General features: G+C 73.4%; 15 protein-coding genes and 2 pseudogenes. 14 read left to right on the top strand and 3 right to left on the bottom strand.

Annotated elements, in window-relative coordinates; translation table 11 throughout:
- The first annotated feature begins 45 nt into the window (after positions 1 to 45).
- From N8I86_RS03325 to N8I86_RS03270, 12 genes and pseudogenes are all read left to right on the top strand, one after another.
- Complete coding sequence (locus N8I86_RS03325; protein ID WP_263277051.1) at positions 46 to 1,278, top strand: Gfo/Idh/MocA family protein; 1,233 nt, start codon at positions 46 to 48, stop codon at positions 1,276 to 1,278.
- A 13-nt stretch (positions 1,279 to 1,291) separates the two neighbouring features.
- Positions 1,292 to 2,290, top strand: a complete 999-nt coding sequence (locus N8I86_RS03320) for a sugar phosphate isomerase/epimerase family protein (protein ID WP_073895585.1) — start codon at positions 1,292 to 1,294, stop codon at positions 2,288 to 2,290.
- A 92-nt stretch (positions 2,291 to 2,382) separates the two neighbouring features.
- Positions 2,383 to 4,869, top strand: a complete 2,487-nt coding sequence (locus tag N8I86_RS03315) for a PQQ-dependent sugar dehydrogenase (protein WP_263277050.1) — start codon at positions 2,383 to 2,385, stop codon at positions 4,867 to 4,869.
- 14 nt (positions 4,870 to 4,883) lie between these two features.
- Positions 4,884 to 6,212: a ThuA domain-containing protein gene (locus N8I86_RS03310; protein WP_263277049.1), complete on the top strand. Its 1,329-nt coding sequence runs from the start codon at positions 4,884 to 4,886 to the stop codon at positions 6,210 to 6,212.
- Between the two features lie 87 nt (positions 6,213 to 6,299).
- Positions 6,300 to 7,419, top strand: a pseudogene (locus tag N8I86_RS03305) (inositol-3-phosphate synthase).
- Positions 7,416 to 8,341 (top strand): annotated as a pseudogene (locus tag N8I86_RS03300) (SCO3242 family prenyltransferase). Before N8I86_RS03305 ends, N8I86_RS03300 begins: the two co-directional pseudogenes overlap by 4 nt.
- A complete protein-coding gene (locus N8I86_RS03295) occupies positions 8,338 to 9,213 on the top strand; it encodes a sugar phosphate isomerase/epimerase family protein (RefSeq protein ID WP_263277048.1) in 876 nt (291 codons plus the stop codon). The pseudogene N8I86_RS03300 and the gene N8I86_RS03295 overlap by 4 nt, the downstream one beginning before the upstream one ends.
- Positions 9,214 to 9,256: 43 nt before the next feature.
- Complete coding sequence (locus N8I86_RS03290; protein WP_404830776.1) at positions 9,257 to 9,898, top strand: EboA domain-containing protein; 642 nt, start codon at positions 9,257 to 9,259, stop codon at positions 9,896 to 9,898.
- Entirely contained in the window at positions 9,898 to 10,746 is an 849-nt protein-coding gene (locus N8I86_RS03285; protein ID WP_263277047.1) for a TatD family hydrolase, read from the top strand. Before N8I86_RS03290 ends, N8I86_RS03285 begins: the two co-directional genes overlap by 1 nt.
- A gap of 3 nt (positions 10,747 to 10,749) precedes the next feature.
- Positions 10,750 to 11,919 carry a metabolite traffic protein EboE gene (gene eboE / locus N8I86_RS03280; protein ID WP_263277046.1) on the top strand — a complete coding sequence of 390 codons (1,170 nt, stop codon included), beginning with the start codon at positions 10,750 to 10,752 and terminating at the stop codon, positions 11,917 to 11,919.
- Positions 11,916 to 13,307, top strand: coding sequence for a nucleotide pyrophosphatase/phosphodiesterase family protein (locus tag N8I86_RS03275; protein WP_263277045.1), 1,392 nt, complete (start codon positions 11,916 to 11,918; stop codon positions 13,305 to 13,307). The genes eboE and N8I86_RS03275 overlap by 4 nt, the downstream gene beginning before the upstream one ends.
- A 12-nt stretch (positions 13,308 to 13,319) precedes the next feature.
- A complete protein-coding gene (locus N8I86_RS03270) occupies positions 13,320 to 14,462 on the top strand; it encodes a sugar phosphate isomerase/epimerase family protein (protein ID WP_263277044.1) in 1,143 nt (380 codons plus the stop codon).
- 61 nt (positions 14,463 to 14,523) lie between these two features.
- Here N8I86_RS03270 and N8I86_RS03265 read toward each other — a convergent pair whose 3' ends face one another.
- From N8I86_RS03265 to N8I86_RS03255, 3 genes are all read right to left on the bottom strand, one after another.
- Complete coding sequence (locus N8I86_RS03265) at positions 14,524 to 14,937, bottom strand: SRPBCC family protein (RefSeq protein WP_073895608.1); 414 nt, start codon at positions 14,935 to 14,937, stop codon at positions 14,524 to 14,526.
- A 122-nt stretch (positions 14,938 to 15,059) separates the two neighbouring features.
- On the bottom strand, positions 15,060 to 15,290 hold the full coding sequence (locus N8I86_RS03260) for a response regulator transcription factor (protein WP_073895610.1): 231 nt from the start codon (positions 15,288 to 15,290) through the stop codon (positions 15,060 to 15,062).
- Positions 15,291 to 15,507: 217 nt separating this feature from the next.
- Positions 15,508 to 16,329: a class A beta-lactamase-related serine hydrolase gene (locus N8I86_RS03255; protein WP_263277043.1), complete on the bottom strand. Its 822-nt coding sequence runs from the start codon at positions 16,327 to 16,329 to the stop codon at positions 15,508 to 15,510.
- 203 nt (positions 16,330 to 16,532) lie between these two features.
- Between N8I86_RS03255 and N8I86_RS03250 the strand changes: the two genes are divergently transcribed.
- Positions 16,533 to 17,570 (top strand): permease, encoded by a 1,038-nt coding sequence (locus N8I86_RS03250; protein WP_241841149.1) that lies wholly within the window; start codon positions 16,533 to 16,535, stop codon positions 17,568 to 17,570.
- On the top strand, positions 17,567 to 18,298 hold the full coding sequence (locus N8I86_RS03245) for a TIGR03943 family putative permease subunit (protein WP_263277042.1): 732 nt from the start codon (positions 17,567 to 17,569) through the stop codon (positions 18,296 to 18,298). Before N8I86_RS03250 ends, N8I86_RS03245 begins: the two co-directional genes overlap by 4 nt.
- The last annotated feature ends 4 nt before the right edge of the window (positions 18,299 to 18,302 follow it).

Raw genomic sequence — 18,302 nt, 5'->3', positions numbered from 1 at the left:
GACGTAAGCCCCCTACCGCGCCACGACCAACAGGAGGACGAGCGCATGGAACAGCCGCAGCCGCAGCCGCAGCCGTCGGCGGAATCAGAGACGGAACCGGGCGCCGGGAAACCCCCGCTGCGTGTGGGCCTGGTCGGATACGCCTTCATGGGCGCCGCCCACTCGCAGGGGTGGCGTACCGCGGGACGCGTCTTCGACCTGCCCCGGGAGCCCGTGCTGGCGGTGCTGTGCGGCCGGGACGGCGTGGCGGCGCGGACGGCGGCCGACCGGCACGGCTGGGCGGCCGTCGAGACCGACTGGCGTGCGCTGATCGCCCGGGACGACGTCGACCTCGTGGACATCTGCACGCCCGGGGACAGCCACGCCGAGATCGCGCTCGCCGCGCTGGCCGCCGGCAAGCACGTCCTGTGCGAGAAGCCGCTCGCGAACTCGGCCGCCGAGGCGGAGACGATGACACGGGCGGCCGAGGAGGCGTACGGTCGGGGGCAGCTGGCCATGGTCGGCTTCAACTACCGGCGGGTGCCGGCCACCGCGCTCGCCCGCCGGATGGTCGCCGACGGCCGGCTCGGGACCCTGCGGCACGTCCGGGTGACGTACCTCCAGGACTGGCTGGTCGACCCCGCCTTCCCGCTGACCTGGCGGCTGCGCAAGGAACACGCGGGCTCCGGATCGCTCGGCGACCTGGGCGCCCACATCGTCGACCTCGCCCAGTACCTCGCGGGGGAGCGGCTGGCCGGGGTGTCGGCGCTGACGGAGACCTTCGTCCGGGAGCGGCCGCTGCCGGACGGCGCGGGCAGCGGGCTGACGGCGATGCCGGCCGCGGGCACGGGCACGGTCACCGTGGACGACGCCGCCTTGTTCACCGGCCGGTTCGCCTCCGGCGCCCTGGCCTCCTTCGAGGCCACCCGGTACGCCACCGGCCGCAAGAACGCCCTGCGCATCGAGCTCAACGGGGAACGCGGCTCGCTCTCCTTCGACCTGGAGCGGCTGAACGAGCTGTGGTTCCACGACGCCACGGAACCGGGGGCGGAGGCCGGCTTCCGCCGCATCCTCGTCACCGAACCCGACCACCCCTACATGGCCGCCTGGTGGCCGCCGGGCCACGGCCTCGGCTACGAGCACACCTTCGTCCACCAGGCCCGCGACCTCGTGCACGCCATCCACGAGGGCCGCCGCCCCGACCCCTCCTTCGCCGACGGACTCCAGGTCCAGCGTGTCCTCGCGGCGGTGGAGGAGAGCGCCGAGAAGAACTCCGTCTACACGCCCGTCGCGGACTGAGGAGGCCCCTCACATGCCCCGCCCGTTCACCCTGTTCACCGGTCAGTGGGCCGACCTGCCCCTGGAGGAGGTGTGCCGCCTCGCCCGGGACTTCGGCTACGACGGACTCGAACTCGCCTGCTGGGGCGACCACTTCGAGGTCGACAAGGCGCTCGCCGACCCCGGCTACCTCGCGTCCCGCCACCAGCTCCTCGACAAGTACGGCCTGAAGTGCTGGGCGATCTCCAACCACCTCGTCGGCCAGGCCGTCTGCGACGCCATCATCGACGAACGCCACCGGGCCATCCTCCCGGGTGACATCTGGGCCGACGGCGACCCCGAGGGCGTACGGCGCCGCGCCGCCCAGCGGATCGAGGACACCGCCCGCGCGGCCGCCGCCTTCGGCGTCGACACCGTCATCGGCTTCACCGGCTCCGCGATCTGGCACCTGGTCGCCATGTTCCCGCCGGCCCCCGAATCCATGATCGAGCGCGGCTACGAGGACTTCGCCGAGCGCTGGAACCCGATCCTCGACGTCTTCGACACCGAGGGGGTACGGTTCGCCCACGAGGTCCACCCGAGCGAGATCGCCTACGACTACTGGACCACCCGGCGCGCCCTCGACGCCGTGGACCACCGGCCCGCCTTCGGCCTGAACTTCGACCCCTCCCACTTCGTGTGGCAGGACCTCGACCCGGTCGGCTTCCTCTGGGACTTCCGCGACCGGATCTACCACGTGGACTGCAAGGAAGCCCGCAAGCGCCTCGACGGCCGCAACGGCCGCCTCGGCTCCCACCTGCCCTGGGGCGACCCGCGCCGCGGCTGGGACTTCGTCTCGGCCGGACACGGCGACGTGCCCTGGGAGGACGTCTTCCGCATGCTGCGCTCCATCGACTACCGCGGACCCGTGTCGGTGGAGTGGGAGGACGCCGGCATGGACCGGCTCCAGGGCGCCCCCGAGGCCCTGGCCCGCCTGCGGACCTTCGACTTCGAGCCGCCGTCGGCCTCGTTCGACGCGGCCTTCTCCAGCTGACGCACACGTCGGCTCGTCACGGCTCCGGGATGACGGCGCATCCCGGCGTACGCACCCGCCCCGTACAACCAGCCCCACTCTGGAGGCCATTCGTGCACGGGAACGACCGCACCACCCGCACCGGAACCCGCAGAACACGCCTGCGCAGGTCGCTCGCCCTGCTCAGCGGTGCCCTGCTCGCGGGCGCCACCCTCACCCTGACCACCCCCCAGGCCGGCGCAGCCGTCACCGGCCAGGACGCCGCCGCGGCGACGGAGGACTTCCAGCAGGTCACCCTCGCCAAGGGCGAGGCGGAGGTCGGCGAGCCGATGTCGCTCGCCGTCCTCCCCGACCGCTCGGTCCTGCACACCTCCCGCGACGGCGAGCTGCGCCTGACGGACGCCGCGGGCAACACCCGCCTCGCCGGCAAGCTCGACGTCTACGCGCACGACGAGGAGGGCCTGCAAGGCGTCGGCGTCGACCCGGACTTCACCCACAACCGCTTCATCTACCTCTACTACGCACCGCCGCTGAACACACCGGCGGGCGACGCCCCGGAGACCGGCACCGCCGCCGACTTCGCGCCCTTCGACGGCGTGAACCGGCTCTCCCGCTTCGTGCTGAACACCGACGGCACCCTCGACAAGGCCAGCGAGAAGAAGATCCTCGACGTGTCCACCACGCGCGGCCTGTGCTGCCACGTCGGCGGTGACATCGACTTCGACGCGGACGGCAACCTGTACCTGTCGACCGGCGACGACTCCAACCCCTTCCAGTCCGACGGCTACAGCCCGCTGGACGAGCGCGCCGACCGCAACCCCGGGTTCGACGCCCAGCGCACCGCGGGCAACACCAACGACCTGCGCGGCAAGATCCTGCGCATCAAGGTCGCTGCCGACGGCTCGTACTCCATCCCGGACGGCAACCTCTTCGCGCCCGGCACCGCCAAGACGCGGCCCGAGATCTACGCGATGGGCTTCCGCAACCCCTTCCGGTTCAGCGTCGACAAGAAGACCGGCATCGTCTACGTCGGCGACTACGGCCCCGACGCCGGCGCCGCCAACCCCGGCCGCGGCCCGGCCGGCCAGGTCGAGTTCGCCCGCGTGACCAAGGCCGGCAACTTCGGCTGGCCGTACTGCACCGGCGCCAACGACCCCTACGTCGACTACGACTTCGCGACGAAGACCTCCGGCGCCACCTTCGACTGCTCGGCGCCGAAGAACCACTCCCCGCACAACACCGGTCTCACCGACCTGCCCCCGGCCCAGCCCGCCTGGATCCCGTACAACGGCCCCTCCGTACCCGAGTTCGGCGACGGCTCCGAGTCCCCGATGGGCGGCCCGGTCTACCACTACGACCCCGCGCTCGACTCGCCGGTGAAGTTCCCCGAGGCCTACGACGGCGACTTCTTCGCCGGTGAGTTCGGCCGCCGCTGGATCAAGCGCATCAGCAGCGACGCCGACGGCAAGGTCCAGTCGATCAAGGACGTCCCCTGGAGCGGCACCCAGGTGATGGACATGGCCTTCGGCCCCGACGGCGCCCTCTACGTGCTGGACTACGGCACCTCCTGGTTCGGCGGCGACGACAACTCGGGCCTGTTCCGCATCGAGAACGCCACCGACGGCCACTCCCCGGTGGCCCAGGCCGCCGCGGACCGCACCTCCGGACAGGCGCCGCTGAAGGTGGCCTTCTCCTCGGCCGGCACCACTGACCAGGACGGCGACGCCCTCACCTACGGCTGGGACTTCGGCGACGGCGCCACCTCGACGGCGGCCGACCCCACCCACAAGTACAAGAAGAACGGCACCTACACCGCCACGGTGACCGCCAAGGACACCACCGGCCGGACCGGCAGCGCGAGCGTCCGGGTCGTCGTCGGCAACACCGCGCCCAGGGTCACCCTGGAACTCCCGCAGGACGGGCAGCTGTTCAGCTTCGGCGACGCCGTACCGTTCAAGGTGAAGGTCACCGACCCCGAGGACGGCAAGGCGGTCGACTGCGCCAAGGTCACCGTCAACTTCATCCTCGGCCACGACACCCACGGCCACCCGCTGACCTCCGCCCAGGGCTGCTCCGGCACCATCCAGACCAGCGCCGACGGCGGCCACGACGAGGACGCGAACATCTTCGGTGTCCTCGACGCCCAGTACACCGACGGCGGAGGCGGCGGCCAGGAAGCGCTCACCACGCACGCCCGCAGCGTCCTCCAGCCCCGCCACCGCCAGGCCGAGCACTTCGGCGACTCCTCCGGCGTCACGGTGAGCGCCCGCAGCAGCGCCCACGGCGCCAAGGTGGTCGGCGACATCCACGACGGCGACTGGATCTCCTTCACCCCGTACGTCCTGTCCGACGCCAAGAAGATCACCGCGCGCATCGCCTCCGGCGGCGCAGGCGGCACCCTCGAGGTACGCGCCGGATCCGCGACCGGCACGCTGCTGGGCAAGGCCACCGTGCCCGCGACCGGCGGCCCGGACACCTACCAGGACGTCACCGCCGGCCTGTCCCGCGCACCGCGCGGCACCACCACCCTCTACCTGGTCTTCAAGGGAGGCGGCGGAGCCCTGTTCGACCTGGACGACTTCACCTTCACCACCGGCTGAGAGGAGGGCACACCATGCGACCCACGGGCAGAATCACCACCGCGGTGCTCGGTGCCGCCCTGCTCCTCGGCTCTGTGACCGCACCCGCCGTGTCGGGCCCGGCCCACACCAAGCGCGTCCTGGTCTTCTCCAAGACCGCGGGCTTCCGGCACGACTCCATCCCCGAGGGCGTCGAGGCCGTCCGGCAGCTCGGCCGGGCGAACGGCTTCACCGTCGACACCACCGAGGACGCGGGCGCCTTCACCGGCAAAAACCTCAGCCGCTACGACGCCGTGGTCTTCATGTCGACCACCGGTGACGTCCTCGACGCCGCCCAGCAGGACGCGTTCGAGGGGTACATCCGGCACGGCGGAGGGTACGTGGGGGTCCACGCGGCCGCCGACACCGAGTACGACTGGGCGTTCTACGGCGGCCTCGCGGGCGCCTGGTTCCAGAACCACCCGGCGATCCAGCCGGCCACGGTGAACGTGGAGGACCGCGCCCACCCGGCGACCTCGCACCTGGGACGGACCTGGGAGCGCACCGACGAGTGGTACAACTACCGCTCCGACCCGCGCGACCGCGCCCACGTCCTCGCCTCCCTCGACGAGACGTCCTACACCGGCGGCACCATGAACGGCGACCATCCGATCGCCTGGTGCCAGGACTACCAGGGCGGCCGCGCCTTCTACACCGGGGGCGGCCACACCAAGGAGTCCTACGCCGACCCCGCCTTCCGGCAGCACCTGCTGGGCGGCATCCGCTGGGTCATCGGCGACACCCAGGCCGACTGCCGGCCCGAGAACGGCTACCGGCCGCTCTTCGACGGCACCTCCCTGGACGGCTGGCGACAGGCGGGCCCGGGCGGCTTCACCCTCTCCGACGACGGCACGCTCACGTCGACCGGGGGACTGGGGCTGCTCTGGTACACCCCGTCGAGCTTCGGCTCGTACTCGCTGAAGCTCGACTGGAAGGCCGCCGGCGACGACAACTCCGGGGTGTTCGTGGGCTTCCCGCCCTCGGACGACCCCTGGTCGGCGGTCGACAACGGTTACGAGATCCAGATCGACGCCACCGACGTGCCCGAGAAGACCACCGGGTCCGTCTACGGCTTCCGGTCCGCCGACCTGAAGAAGCGCGACCGTGCGCTGAACCCGCCGGGGGAGTGGAACACGTACGAGATCCGGGTGCAGGGCGAACGCCTGCGCGTCTGGCTCAACGGCGTGAAGATCAACGACTTCACCAACACCGATCCGGCCCGGAGCCTGCGCGACGGACACATCGGCATCCAGAACCACGGAACCGGTGACGACGTGTCCTTCCGCGACATCCGGATCAAGGAACTGCCCGCCACGGGCAGGTGAGCGGCGGCGGGCGGGGGACGCCGGACCCCCGCCCGCCGTCCTGGTCCCCCACTCACCCGGGGCTCGTGCCCGTCAAGGAGGCTGCCCATGTCCGCGTCCCTTCCCCGCACCCGCGTGGGAGTGTGGCTGATCGGTGCCCGCGGCTCCGTCGCCACCACCGCCGTGGCCGGCTGCGCCGCCGTAGCGGCGGGCCTGCACCCGCCCACCGGCATGGTCACCGAGACGCCCCCGTTCGCCGACAGCGGTCTGCCGGCCCTCACGTCGCTGGTCTTCGGCGGCCACGACACGATGGACTGCCCGCTGCCCAAACGGGCGGAGGAACTGGCCGCGGGCGGTGTCCTGCCGCACGGCCTCCCCGCGGCCGTGGCGGCCGAACTCGCCGCCGCGGACGCGGAGATACGGCCGGGCGGGCCGGCCCCGGCGACACCCGCGGCACCGAGCGGCTGATCGCCGCCTTCACCGCCGACATCCAGGACTTCGTACGGCGCGGCGGGCTGGAGCGGGCCGTCGTCGTGAACGTGGCCTCCACCGAGCCGGCCGCCGACGGCGGGGCCCTGCCGCCGAGCTCGCTGTACGCGGCTGCGGCCCTGCGCGCCGGCTGCGGCTACGTCAACTTCACCCCGTCGACGGGACTGCACCACCCGGCACTGGCCGCGGCCGCCGCGGCGAGCGGTGTGCCGTACGCCGGCCGGGACGGCAAGACCGGCCAGACCCTGCTGCGCTCGGTCCTCGGACCGATGTTCGCGCAGCGGGCGCTGGACGTGCGCGCCTGGTCCGGCACCAACCTGCTGGGCGGCGGCGACGGCGCGGCGCTCGCCGATCCCGCGGCCGCCGCCGCCAAGAACGCCGGCAAGGAACGCGTCCTCACCGACACCCTCGGCGGCAGCCCGAGGGCGAGGTCCACATCGACGACGTACCGGCGCTCGGCGACTGGAAGACCGCCTGGGACCACATCGCCTTCGACGGGTTCCTCGGCACCCGCATGGTCCTGCAGACCACCTGGCAGGGCTGCGACTCGGCGCTGGCGGCGCCCCTGGTCCTGGACCTGGCCCGACTGACCCTCCGGGCACAGGAGTCGGGCGTCCGCGGGCCGCTGACCGATCTCGGCTTCTACTTCAAGGACCCGGTGGGTCAGGGGCCTTCGGCGCTCGCGGAGCAGTACGCGGCCCTCGTACGGTTCGGACGGCAGCTGCGGGAGGCCGCGTGAGCGCGCGCGCCTGGGCCGAACTGCTGCGTCTGCCCGCGCTGTTCACCGTACCCGGGGACGTGCTGGCCGGGGCGTCGGCGGTACCGGGCCGGCCGGGCGGCCGCACCCTGCTGGCGGCCTGTTCCTCCCTCTGCCTCTACGAGGCCGGCATGGCCCTCAACGACTGGGCCGACCGCGCGGAAGACGCCGTCGAGCGACCGCACCGGCCCCTGCCCTCCGGCCGTGTCCGCCCCGCGGCAGCCCTCAGCGCGGCCGGTGCCCTCACCGCCGCGGGCCTGGCCCTCGCCGCCCGCGCCGGCCGCCCCGCCCTCGCCGTCGCGGCACCGCTCGCGGCGACCGTGTGGGCGTACGACCTGGTCCTCAAACGCACGCCTGCCGGGCCCGTGGCGATGGCGGCGGCCCGCGGTCTCGACCTGCTGCTCGGCGCGGCGGCCACCGGGCCGGCACGCGGATCGGTGCGCCGGGCCCTGCCCTCCGCAGCGCTGCTGAGCGCCCACACCCTGGCCCTGACCGCGGTCTCCCGGCACGAGACCACCGGGGGAGCCGTACTGCCGCCGCTCGCCGCACTGACCACGTCGGGCGCCCTCGGGCTGCTGCTCGCCCGTGAACTCCCGGCGGGCCGGGGTGCCGCACCCACCCCCGGTCCGCCGGGCAGCGCCGGCGCCCGGCCACGGACGGCCCGGCACCCGCTCGACAGGGTGCTCACCGCCGCCTACACGGCCCTGGCCGCCCGCCCCTACCTCCACGCCGCTCTCCACCCCTCACCCCAGCTCACCCAGCGCGCCGTCGGCGGCGGCATCCGCGCGACCATCCCCTCCAGGCCGCCCTGTGCGCCCGCGCCGGCGCCCCCGTCGCCGCGCTGTGCACCGCCGCGCTCGCCCCGCTCGCGGCGCGGTTCGCCAGAAAGGTGAGCGTCACATGACCCTCCGTTTCGGATACGGCACCAACGGCCTCACCGACCTGCGGCTGGACGACGCGCTCGCCCTGCTCGCCGACCTCGGCTACGACGGCGTCGGCCTGACCCTCGACCACATGCACCTCGACCCGCTCGCCCCCGGCCTCGCCGGCCGCACCCGCCGGGTCGCGAAGCGGCTGGCCGAGCTGGGCCTCGACGTCACGGTGGAGACCGGCGCCCGCTACGTCCTCGACCCGCGCCGCAAACACGGGCCCTCCCTGCTCGACCCGGACCCGGAGGCCCGCGCCCGGCGCGCGGACCTGCTCCTGCGGGCGGTACGGGTCGCGGCGGACCTCGGCGCGCGGGCCGTGCACTGCTTCAGCGGAATCGTTCCGCCGACGGTGCGGGAACCGGCCACGGCATGGCAGCGGCTCACCGCGTCCCTCAGGCCCGTCCTGGAGGCCGCGGGCACCGCCGGCGTCCCGCTCGCCGTCGAACCCGAGCCCGGCCACCTCCTCGCCACCCTCGCCGACTTCCACCACCTGCGCGAGCTCCTCGGCGACCCGCCCGCCCTCGGCCTCACCCTGGACATCGGGCACTGCCAGTGCCTGGAACCCCTGCCGCCCGAGGACTGCGTGCGCGCCGCCGCGCCCTGGCTCCGGCACGTCCAGATCGAGGACATGCGGCGCGGGGTCCACGACCATCTCCCGTTCGGGGAGGGCGAGATCGACTTCCCGCCGGTCCTCGCGGCCCTCGACGCCTCCGGCTACCAGGGCCTCACGGTCGTGGAACTGCCCCGCCACTCCCACGCCGGCCCCCACCACGCGGAGACCTCACTGCCCTTCCTCCGCCGCGCCGCCGCCCGTCCCGTTCCCGTACCGGAAGGGAGCGCGTCGTGAATCCGCTCCGCCGGGACCGCGCCACCGATGAAGGGAGCACGCCGTGACCCACGCCACCGTCGCGGCGTCGCCCTCCCTCGGCGCCCTGCGCGACCACCTCGACGCCCACCCCGACCGGGCCGCCCGCGAGTGGTGCCGGCAGGCCCTGGCCGAAGCCGCCGACCATCCCGGCGGACACGGCCCGATCACCGTGTGGGAACTGCGGCTCGCGGAGGCCGGGCGCCGCTGCGGCAGCGGGCACGCCGACGCCGCCCGCGTCCTCATCCTGCACGCGGCCGGCGCCGACACCACCGCCCTCACCCGCGTCTACCGGCAGGGCACCGCCGCCGAACGCCGGGCCGTCCTGCTCGTCCTGCCCCACCTCGTGCCCGGACCGGACGCGCTCCCCCTGGTGGAGGACGCCCTGCGCACCAACGACACCCGGCTGATCGCCGCCGCCGTCGGCCCCTACGCGGCCCGCCACCTGGACGGCCACGCCTGGCGGCACGCCGTCCTCAAGTGCCTGTTCACCGGCGTCCCCGTCGACGCCGTGGCCGGCCTCGCCCAGCGCGCCCGCGCCGACGCCGAACTCGCCCGCATGCTCACCGACTTCGCGGCCGAACGCACCGCGGCCGACCGTCCCGTCCCCAGCGGCCTGTACCGCGTGCTGGCCCTGGCCGGCGTGGAGACCCGCAAGGAGTCCTGATGCGCCTGTTCGACCCCCACATCCACATGACCTCCCGGACCACCGACGACTACGAGGCCATGCGGGCCGCCGGGGTCCGCGCGCTGGTGGAGCCCTCCTTCTGGCTCGGCCAGCCCCGCACCTCACCCGCCTCCTTCCTCGACTACTTCGACTCGCTGCTCGGCTGGGAGCCGTTCCGCGCCGCCCAGCACGGCATCGCCCACCACTGCACGCTCGCCCTCAACCCGAAGGAGGCCAACGACCCGCGCTGCGCCCCCGTCCTGGACGAACTGCCCCGCTATCTCGTCAAGGACCAGGTCGTCGCGGTCGGGGAGATCGGCTACGACTCGATGACCCCCGCCGAGGACAAGGCCCTCGCGGCACAGCTCCAGCTCGCCGCCGACCACGGCCTGCCGGCCCTCGTGCACACCCCGCACCGCGACAAGCTCGCGGGCCTGCGCCGCACCCTCGACGCCGTCCGCGAGTCCGCCCTGCCCATGGACCGGGTCCTGGTCGACCACCTCAACGAGACGACCGTCGAGGAGGCCAAGGACAGCGGCTGCTGGCTCGGGTTCTCCGTCTACCCCGACACCAAGATGGACGAGCGGCGGATGGTGGAGATCCTGCGCGCGTACGGGCCGGAGAAGGTGCTCGTCAACTCCGCGGCCGACTGGGGCCGCAGCGATCCGCTGAAGACCCGCGCGGTGGCCGACCTGATGTTGGCCGAGGGCTTCACCGAGGACGACGTCGACCGGGTCCTGTGGCGCAACCCGGTCGCCTTCTACGGGCTCAGCGGACGTCTGGACCTCGACGTGGCCCCGGCGGACGCCACCCATGAGGGCAACTGCCTCGCCCGCGGCGGGGAGTGAGGGATGCGCTTCCGGCATCCGGACGGCACGACCGTCCACCTCGCCTACTGTACGAACGTCCACCCGGCCGAGACCCTCGACGGTGTCCTCGCCCAACTGCGCGACCACTGCGAGCCGGTACGGCGCCGGCTCGGCCGTGACCGCCTCGGCGTCGGCCTGTGGCTCGCCCACGACGCCGCCGGCGCCGTGGACACCGACCCGTCCGCGCTGCGCACGCTGCGCGGCGAACTCGACCGGCGCGGGCTGGAGGTCGTCACCCTCAACGGGTTCCCCTACGAGGGCTTCGGCTCCGACGAGGTCAAGTACCGTGTGTACCGGCCGGACTGGGCGGATCCCGAGCGCCTGGAGTACACCACCGCGCTGGCCCGGATCCTCGGCGCGCTGCTGCCCGACGACGTCACCGAGGGCAGCGTCTCCACCCTGCCGCTGGGCTGGCGCACCACCTGGACCGCCGAACGCGCCCGCATGGGACACGAAGCCCTGCGCACCCTCGGCGCCCGCCTGGACGCGCTGGCGGAGCTGACCGGCCGCTCGATCCGCATCGGCCTGGAACCCGAGCCCGGCTGCACCGTGGAGACCACCCAGGACGCCCTGGCCCCGCTCACCGCCGTGGACCACCCCCGTATCGGCGTCTGCGTCGACACCTGCCACCTCGCCACGTCCTTCGAGGACCCGCGGACCGCACTGGACGCCCTCGCCACCGCACGGATCCCCGTCGTGAAGTCGCAGCTGTCGGCCGCCCTGCACGCGGAACACCCCGGCCGCCCCGAAGTCCGGGACGCCCTGGGCGCGTTCGCCGAGCCCCGCTTCCTGCACCAGACCCGCACCGTCACGCCCGCGGGCCCGCGCGGCACCGACGACCTGCCCGAGGCACTGAACGGCGACGCCCTCCCCGTGACCGCACCGTGGCGCGCCCACTTCCACGTCCCCCTGCACGCCGACCCCGACGGACCGCTGACCGCCACCCTCCCGGTGCTCCGCGCCGCGCTCACCCGTCTCGTCGGCGGACCCCGCCCGCTCACCCGTCATCTGGAGGTCGAGACGTACACCTGGCAGGCGCTCCCGCCCGGCCTGCGCCCCCGCGGCCGGGGCCGGCTCACCGACGGCATCGCCGCCGAACTCGCCCTCGCCCGCGACCTGCTGACCGATCTGGGCCTGAAGGAGCTGCCATGACCGGACCCACCCCGCTGCTGGTCCTCGACGTCGTCGGCCTGACCCCCCGGCTCCTCGCCCACATGCCGCACCTCTCGGCGCTCGCCGAGGCCGGCTCCCGGGCCCACCTCGGCACCGTCCTGCCCGCCGTCACCTGCGCCGCCCAGTCCACCTTCCTCACCGGGACACTCCCCGGCGAGCACGGCATCGTCGGCAACGGCTGGTACTTCCGCGAGCTCGGTGACGTCCTGCTGTGGCGCCAGCACAACGGCCTCGTCGCCGGCGACAAGATCTGGGACGCGGCCCGCCGCGCCCACCCCGGCTACACGGTCGCCAACATCTGCTGGTGGTACGCCATGGGCGCCGACACCGACATCACGGTCACCCCGCGCCCCGTCTACTACGCGGACGGCCGCAAGGAACCCGACTGCTACACCAGGCCGCCCGCCCTGCACGACGAACTCACCGCAAAGCTGGGCACGTTCCCCCTCTTCCGGTTCTGGGGGCCGGGCGCCGACCTGGTCTCCAGCCGGTGGATCATCGACGCCACCCGGCACATCCTGCGCACCCGCCACCCCGACCTGGCGCTCTGCTACCTCCCGCACCTCGACTACGACCTCCAGCGCTACGGCCCCGACGACCCGCGCTCCCTGCGGGCCGCCACCGACCTGGACACGGCGCTGGCCCCGCTGCTCGACGAGGCCCGCGCCGAGGGCCGTACCGTCGTCGCCCTCTCCGAGTACGGCATCACCCGCGTCAGCAGGCCCGTCGACATCAACCGCGCGCTGCGCCGGGCCGGCCTGCTGGAGGTGCACACCCAGGACGGCATGGAGTACCTGGACCCGATGGCCTCCCGCGCCTTCGCCGTCGCCGACCACCAGATCGCCCACGTCTACGTGCGCCGGCCCGAGGACCTGGCCGCCACCCGCGCCGCCCTCGACGGGCTGCCCGGAATCGAGGAGCTCCTCGACGACGAGGGCAAGAAGGCCCACCACCTGGACCATCCGCGCTCCGGCGAACTCGTCGCCGTCGCCGAACCGGACGCCTGGTTCACGTACTACTACTGGCTGGACGACGCCCGCGCCCCCGACTTCGCACGGCTCGTGGAGATCCACCGCAAACCCGGCTACGACCCGGTCGAGCTGTTCATGGACCCCCACGACCCCTACGTCAAGCTCAAGGCCGCCACCGCGCTCGCCCGCAAGAAGCTCGGCCTGCGCTACCGCATGGCGGTCGTGCCCCTCGACCCCTCACCCGTCCGGGGCAGCCACGGCCGCCTCCCCTCGAGCGACGACGACGGTCCGCTCCTCCTGTGCTCCACCCCCCGCGCCGTCGGCGACCGCATCGCGGCCACCGACGTGAAACCGCTCCTGCTCCACCTCGCCGGTCTGAGCACCGACCACCTGTGAAGGAAGGCATTCGTGAACAACACGCCTGACACCGACGACCAGCTGCGCCGCACTCTTGGCATCGGCCGCCGTCGCTTCCTGAGCACCTGCACCGCCGTCACGGCGGGCGCGATCGCCGCACCCGCCTTCGGCGCGAGCCCCGTCCAGGCCGCTCCCCGGCCGGGCGGTGAGCACGGCAAGGGGCAGGTCCTCGTCCCGGCCGACAAGCGCGGCATCATCCTGTACACCGTCCGCGACGCCGTCGGCCGCGACCCGCAGTCCACGTCGCTGCCGTCCGGCTTCCGGGAGGTGTTCGAACAGCTCGCCCGATTCGGCTACCAGCAGGTCGAGTTCGCCGGCTACGGCCAGCACGCCAACGCGCCCGGCGGAGCGAACCTGGAGTCCGTCGAGGGCGCGAAGCAGCTGCGCCGCTGGCTCGACGACTACGGGCTGCGGGCCCAGGGCAACCACGGCTTCATCCCCGGTTCCTGGCCGCTGAGCAGCACCGACCTGGACACCTTCAAGAAGCACCTGGAGATCGCCAACATCCTCGGCATGGCCCACGTGGGCACCGGTGGCGACCCCACCGGCAGCGCCTACAAGGCGGACTGGGACGTGGCCGCCGACAAGTGGCACGCCCTCGGCGAGCTGGCCCGCCGTGCCGGCCTCAAGCTGTACACCCACAACCACGACGCCGCCTACGGCTTCCTCCTCGACGGCGGCCCGCTCGACGCCCAGGGCCGGCCGACCCGCAGCTCCGGCATCCGCAAGCTGGAGTACTTCCTCTCCATCACCGACCCGAAGCTGGTCTGGCTGGAGATGGACATCTTCTGGGCGCACGTGGCCCAGTACAAGTTCCGCACCTACACCGCCCACGACGGCTCGACGCAGACGGACATCTTCGACCCGGCCGGCCTCGTCACCCGCCACGACAAGCGCTACCCGCTCTTCCACGCCAAGGACGGCGTCGTCAACGCGACGAACGGCATGGGCTACGACATGGTTCCGTTCGGCACCGGTGTCATCGACTACCGGACGTTCTTCTCCCGCGTCGGCCACCGCAACTACCACAACCCCATGGTCGAGCAGGACAACGCCCCGAGCTCCACCAGCCCGGGGCAGTCCCTGGAGCACGCGGCGATCGGCTACCGCAACCTGGCCGCGCTGCGCCGCTAGCGGCGGCGCCCGGCACACGAGTGCCTCCCCGGCGGCCCCGGGGAGGCACTCGCCCCTTCGCTCAGCCGGCCGTGTTGTCGGTCCGGATGCGCACCTGCTCCTCCAGGCGGCGCAGGCTGCCGTCCAGCGCGTCGTTGACCGCCTGCTCGCCCGGGTCGTGGCCGGCCTCGAAGAAGGACAGGTGGACGGTCACCTCGCTGGCACCGCTGCCGATGCCGGCGACCTGCAGCCAGCCGGTGTAGCTGCCCTGCTCCCGGGTGCCCCACTCCAGGCGCATCTGGTCCGGCCGGGCCCGCAGCAGGGCCGCCATGTCCTGTCCGGAGCGGTCCTCGTGCACGGTGACGGCGGGCGGGTCCGCCGCGTCCACGTGCAGCGCCTCGGGCAGCCAGGCGTCGAGCTGAGCGGTGTTGGCCGCCTGGTCGAAGACGTGCTCGGGCTGTGCGGGCATCGTGCGGGAACGTTCGTACTCGGCCATGGCCGTACCGCCCCTCCGGTCGGAATCCTTACCCCGGCCGCGTGCCCCTTCGGGAGCCACCGAAAAGTCGGCATCCTGCGCAAACGGGACGCGGGGGCGGCCGGTCGCCGCCGTCGGCGCCGTCACAGGCCCAGCGCGATCGCCACACGGGTCAGCTCGGCGGTGTTGGTGATGTCGAGCTTGGCCCGGATGCGGCGCAGGTAGGCGTCGACGGTGTGCTTGGAGAGCCCCATGTGGCGGGCCGTCTGCAGGTAGGTGCGGCCGGCGGCGATGTGCCGGAGCGTCTCCCGCTCGCGCGGAGCCAGCTCGGGGGCGGGGGCTTCGGTCTGCGGAAGGGTGAGAGTGGCGCTCATGGGGGTTCCTCCGGCGGGCGGCTCGGGGGTCGCTGCGCTTGCGGGACAGCGGGGAGGTCTCTGACCGTTTAGGGCGATTTGCCCTTGTTTCAATAGATTGCGCGCCCGACTTCATGGGGATGTCCGCCGACTGTCACAGGCGCGTCACAGGGGCGGGGAGGTGGTTTGAACCACCTCCCCGCCCCTGTGTTCACCCGCGCCCCGGGCCGGCCCGCCGTCACGCCGCGGCGTCGCGTACCGCCCGTTCCACCAGGGAGACCCCGTCGCTCATGGACGCGCTGCCGTTGGACAGGGCCGCCACGAGGTAGCGGTGCCCCTTCACGGTGACCTGGCCGATGCTGTTGACGTCCCACAGCCCGGTGGTGTTGCGCTGCAGCCAGCCGTTCTTCAGTGCCTGACCGGCAGCGGACCCCGGGAACGCCGAGACCCCCCAGGTCTGCTCTGGCACGACCTTGTTCATCAGGGTCCGGACATAGGCCCGGGACTGCGCGTCCAGGGCGCCGCGGCCCTTCTTCGCGGTTCCGGCGTCGTCGAAGACGGCGCGGAGCAGTCGTATCTGGTCGCCCGCCGTCGTCTTCGTCAGTCCCCACCTCGGGCCCGAGCCGCCGGTCGTCTCGGTCAGTCCGAGGCGCTTGTTGGCCGCGGCCAGGCCGGGGGCCCGGCCGATCGCCCGCCACAGGGTGTTGGCCGCCGCGTTGTCGCTGCGCCGGATCATCGGCTCGGCGAGTTTGCGTTCCGCGGCCGTCAGGTGCCGCCCCGCGTCCTGCGCCTCGAGCAGCAGTGCGGCGAGGATGTCGACCTTGACGATGCTGGCGGTGTCGTACGCCCTGTCCGCCCCGCGGATCACGGGGGTGCGGCCCGCGCCGTCCAGGTCGAGCACGGCCGTCGTGGCGTGCGGTGCCTGCTTCTCCGTGGCCGTGCCGGAGCCGTTGGCGGCCGCCGCCGTCGCGGGCGCCACCAGGCCGAGGGAGAGCAGGGCCGCCGTCGAGGCCAGGAGCGTGCCGGCCGCGGAGCGCGAGGTGGGGGAGGGGTAGGACATGGCTCCTGAACGTAGACAAAATGTGCGTCCGGCGACGTGGCCGCCATCACTTCCGACCCTGTTCGCACCGGATTGTGAGAAGAGCCACCGTCCCGGTCGGCCGGTCGCGCATTGGGGTGCTCGCCCGCGCGCGGCGGCGTGTACGCGCGGCCGGACGGTTGCCCTCGCATATCGTCGCCCGGACACCGACATCCGGAGTGATGATGGACAAATCGGATGAGTTGGTCGGTGTGGCCGAGGGTGTGGCGGTCGTACCCGTCGCCCCGCCCCTGCGCCGCATCCGCCCGTGGCCGTTCGGCGCCGCCCTCGTGCTCGCGGCCGGTGCCACGGCCGCGGCGCTCCTCGTGGGCGCCCGCTGGCTGGACCAGCCCGCGGTGCAGGCCTGGCGCACCGTCTGCCTGGCCATCACCGTCCAGGCCCTTCCCTTCCTCCTCCTCGGGACCGCCCTGTCCGGCGCCATCAACGCGTTCGTGCCGGCCGACCTGTTCACCAGGGTGCTGCCGAAGCGGCCCGCCCTCGCGGTGCCGGTCGCCGGAGTCGCGGGCGCGGTGCTGCCGGGCTGCGAGTGCGCCTCCGTACCGGTCGCCGACAGCCTGATCCGCCGGGGCGTGACCCCGGCCGCCGCGTTCGCGTTCCTCCTGTCCGCGCCGGCCATCAACCCGGTCGTGCTGACCGCCACCGCCGTGGCGTTCCCCGGCAACCCCGCCATGGTCGCCGCCCGGCTGCTCGCCTCGCTGGGCACCGCCGCCGCCATGGGCTGGCTGTGGCTCTGGCTGGGCAAGGAGAAGTGGCTGCGGCCCCTCGTGCGCCACCGGCACACCGGCCACCGGCACGGTCACAGCCGCTGGACCGAGTTCCGGCTCGGCTTCCAGCACGACTTCCTGAACGCCGGCGGCTTCCTCGTGCTCGGCGCCATGGCCGCGGCCACCTTCAACGTCGCCGTGCCCCGCTCCGTCCTCGACACCTTCTCCGGATCCACCTGGCTGTCGGTGCTCTTCCTCGCGGCGCTCGCCGTGCTGCTGGCCGTCTGCTCGGAGGCCGACGCGTTCGTCGCGGCCTCCCTCACCGGCTTCTCGCCCACCGCCCGGCTCGCGTTCCTGGTCGTCGGCCCGATGGTCGACCTGAAGCTCATCGCCCTCCAGGCCGGCACCTTCGGACGTGCCTTCGCCTGGCGGTTCTGCGCCGCCACCACCGTGGTCGCGGTCGCCGCGAGCGCCCTGATCGGAGGCGTACTCCTGTGAGACGGCCCGTACAGAGCATGCTCCTGACACTGACCGGTCTCGGCCTGCTGCACGCGACCCTCCTCACCGACACCTATCTGCGCTACGTGAAGGCCGGACTGCGTCCCCTGCTGATCGTCTCCGGGCTGGTCCTGCTGGTCCTCGGCCTGGCGGGAGCCGCCGTCCGGGGATGGCAGCAGACCGCGGCGGGCACCGGCCACGAGCACGGCCACGACCACACCGGCACCCCGCGCGTCGCCTGGCTGCTGTTCCTCCCGGCCGTGAGCCTGCTCTTCTACGCCCCGCCCGCGCCCGGCGCGTACACCGCCGCCCACGCGAGCGACAAGCCGATCACCGTGCAGCGGGGATTCGCCCCCCTGCCAGCCGGCTCACCGCTGCCGCTGACCCTCACGGACTTCACCAAGCGCGTCCAGCAGGACCGCAGCCGCGCCATCGCCGGCCGCACCGTCCGGCTGACCGGGTTCGCCAGTCCGGCGGGGGACGACGGCTGGTACCTCACACGGATCATCTTCAGCTGCTGCGCCGCCGACTCCCAGACCGTCAAGGTGCGCATGTACGGCGGTGAGGTCCCCGCGGCCGACACCTGGCTCGCCGTGACCGGAACCTGGCACCCCCGGGGAACCCTCGGCACGAGGACCGCCACGGCGGCACTCGACGTCCGGGACGCCCGGCCCGTCACCCAGCCGGTGAACGCCTACACCGACGACCTGCCGCTCCGGCCGTCCTGACCCC

The sequence above is a fragment of the Streptomyces albidicamelliae genome (assembly GCF_025642175.1).
Lineage (GTDB): Bacteria > Actinomycetota > Actinomycetes > Streptomycetales > Streptomycetaceae > Streptomyces > Streptomyces albidocamelliae.
This window is presented reverse-complemented; position numbering and strand designations above follow the sequence as displayed.

Excerpts from the sequence above, each read along its gene's own strand:
- N8I86_RS03320 (WP_073895585.1), top strand. The coding sequence starts at position 1,292 with ATGCCCCGCCCGTTCACCCTGTTCACCGGTCAGTGGGCCGACCTGCCC.
- N8I86_RS03285 (WP_263277047.1), top strand. The coding sequence starts at position 9,898 with ATGCGCCTGTTCGACCCCCACATCCACATGACCTCCCGGACCACCGAC.
- N8I86_RS03250 (WP_241841149.1), top strand. The coding sequence starts at position 16,533 with ATGGACAAATCGGATGAGTTGGTCGGTGTGGCCGAGGGTGTGGCGGTC.
- N8I86_RS03265 (WP_073895608.1), bottom strand. The coding sequence starts at position 14,937 with ATGGCCGAGTACGAACGTTCCCGCACGATGCCCGCACAGCCCGAGCAC.
- N8I86_RS03310 (WP_263277049.1), top strand. The coding sequence starts at position 4,884 with ATGCGACCCACGGGCAGAATCACCACCGCGGTGCTCGGTGCCGCCCTG.
- N8I86_RS03295 (WP_263277048.1), top strand. The coding sequence starts at position 8,338 with ATGACCCTCCGTTTCGGATACGGCACCAACGGCCTCACCGACCTGCGG.
- N8I86_RS03275 (WP_263277045.1), top strand. The coding sequence starts at position 11,916 with ATGACCGGACCCACCCCGCTGCTGGTCCTCGACGTCGTCGGCCTGACC.
- N8I86_RS03325 (WP_263277051.1), top strand. The coding sequence starts at position 46 with ATGGAACAGCCGCAGCCGCAGCCGCAGCCGTCGGCGGAATCAGAGACG.
- eboE (WP_263277046.1), top strand. The coding sequence starts at position 10,750 with ATGCGCTTCCGGCATCCGGACGGCACGACCGTCCACCTCGCCTACTGT.
- N8I86_RS03260 (WP_073895610.1), bottom strand. The coding sequence starts at position 15,290 with ATGAGCGCCACTCTCACCCTTCCGCAGACCGAAGCCCCCGCCCCCGAG.
- N8I86_RS03255 (WP_263277043.1), bottom strand. The coding sequence starts at position 16,329 with ATGTCCTACCCCTCCCCCACCTCGCGCTCCGCGGCCGGCACGCTCCTG.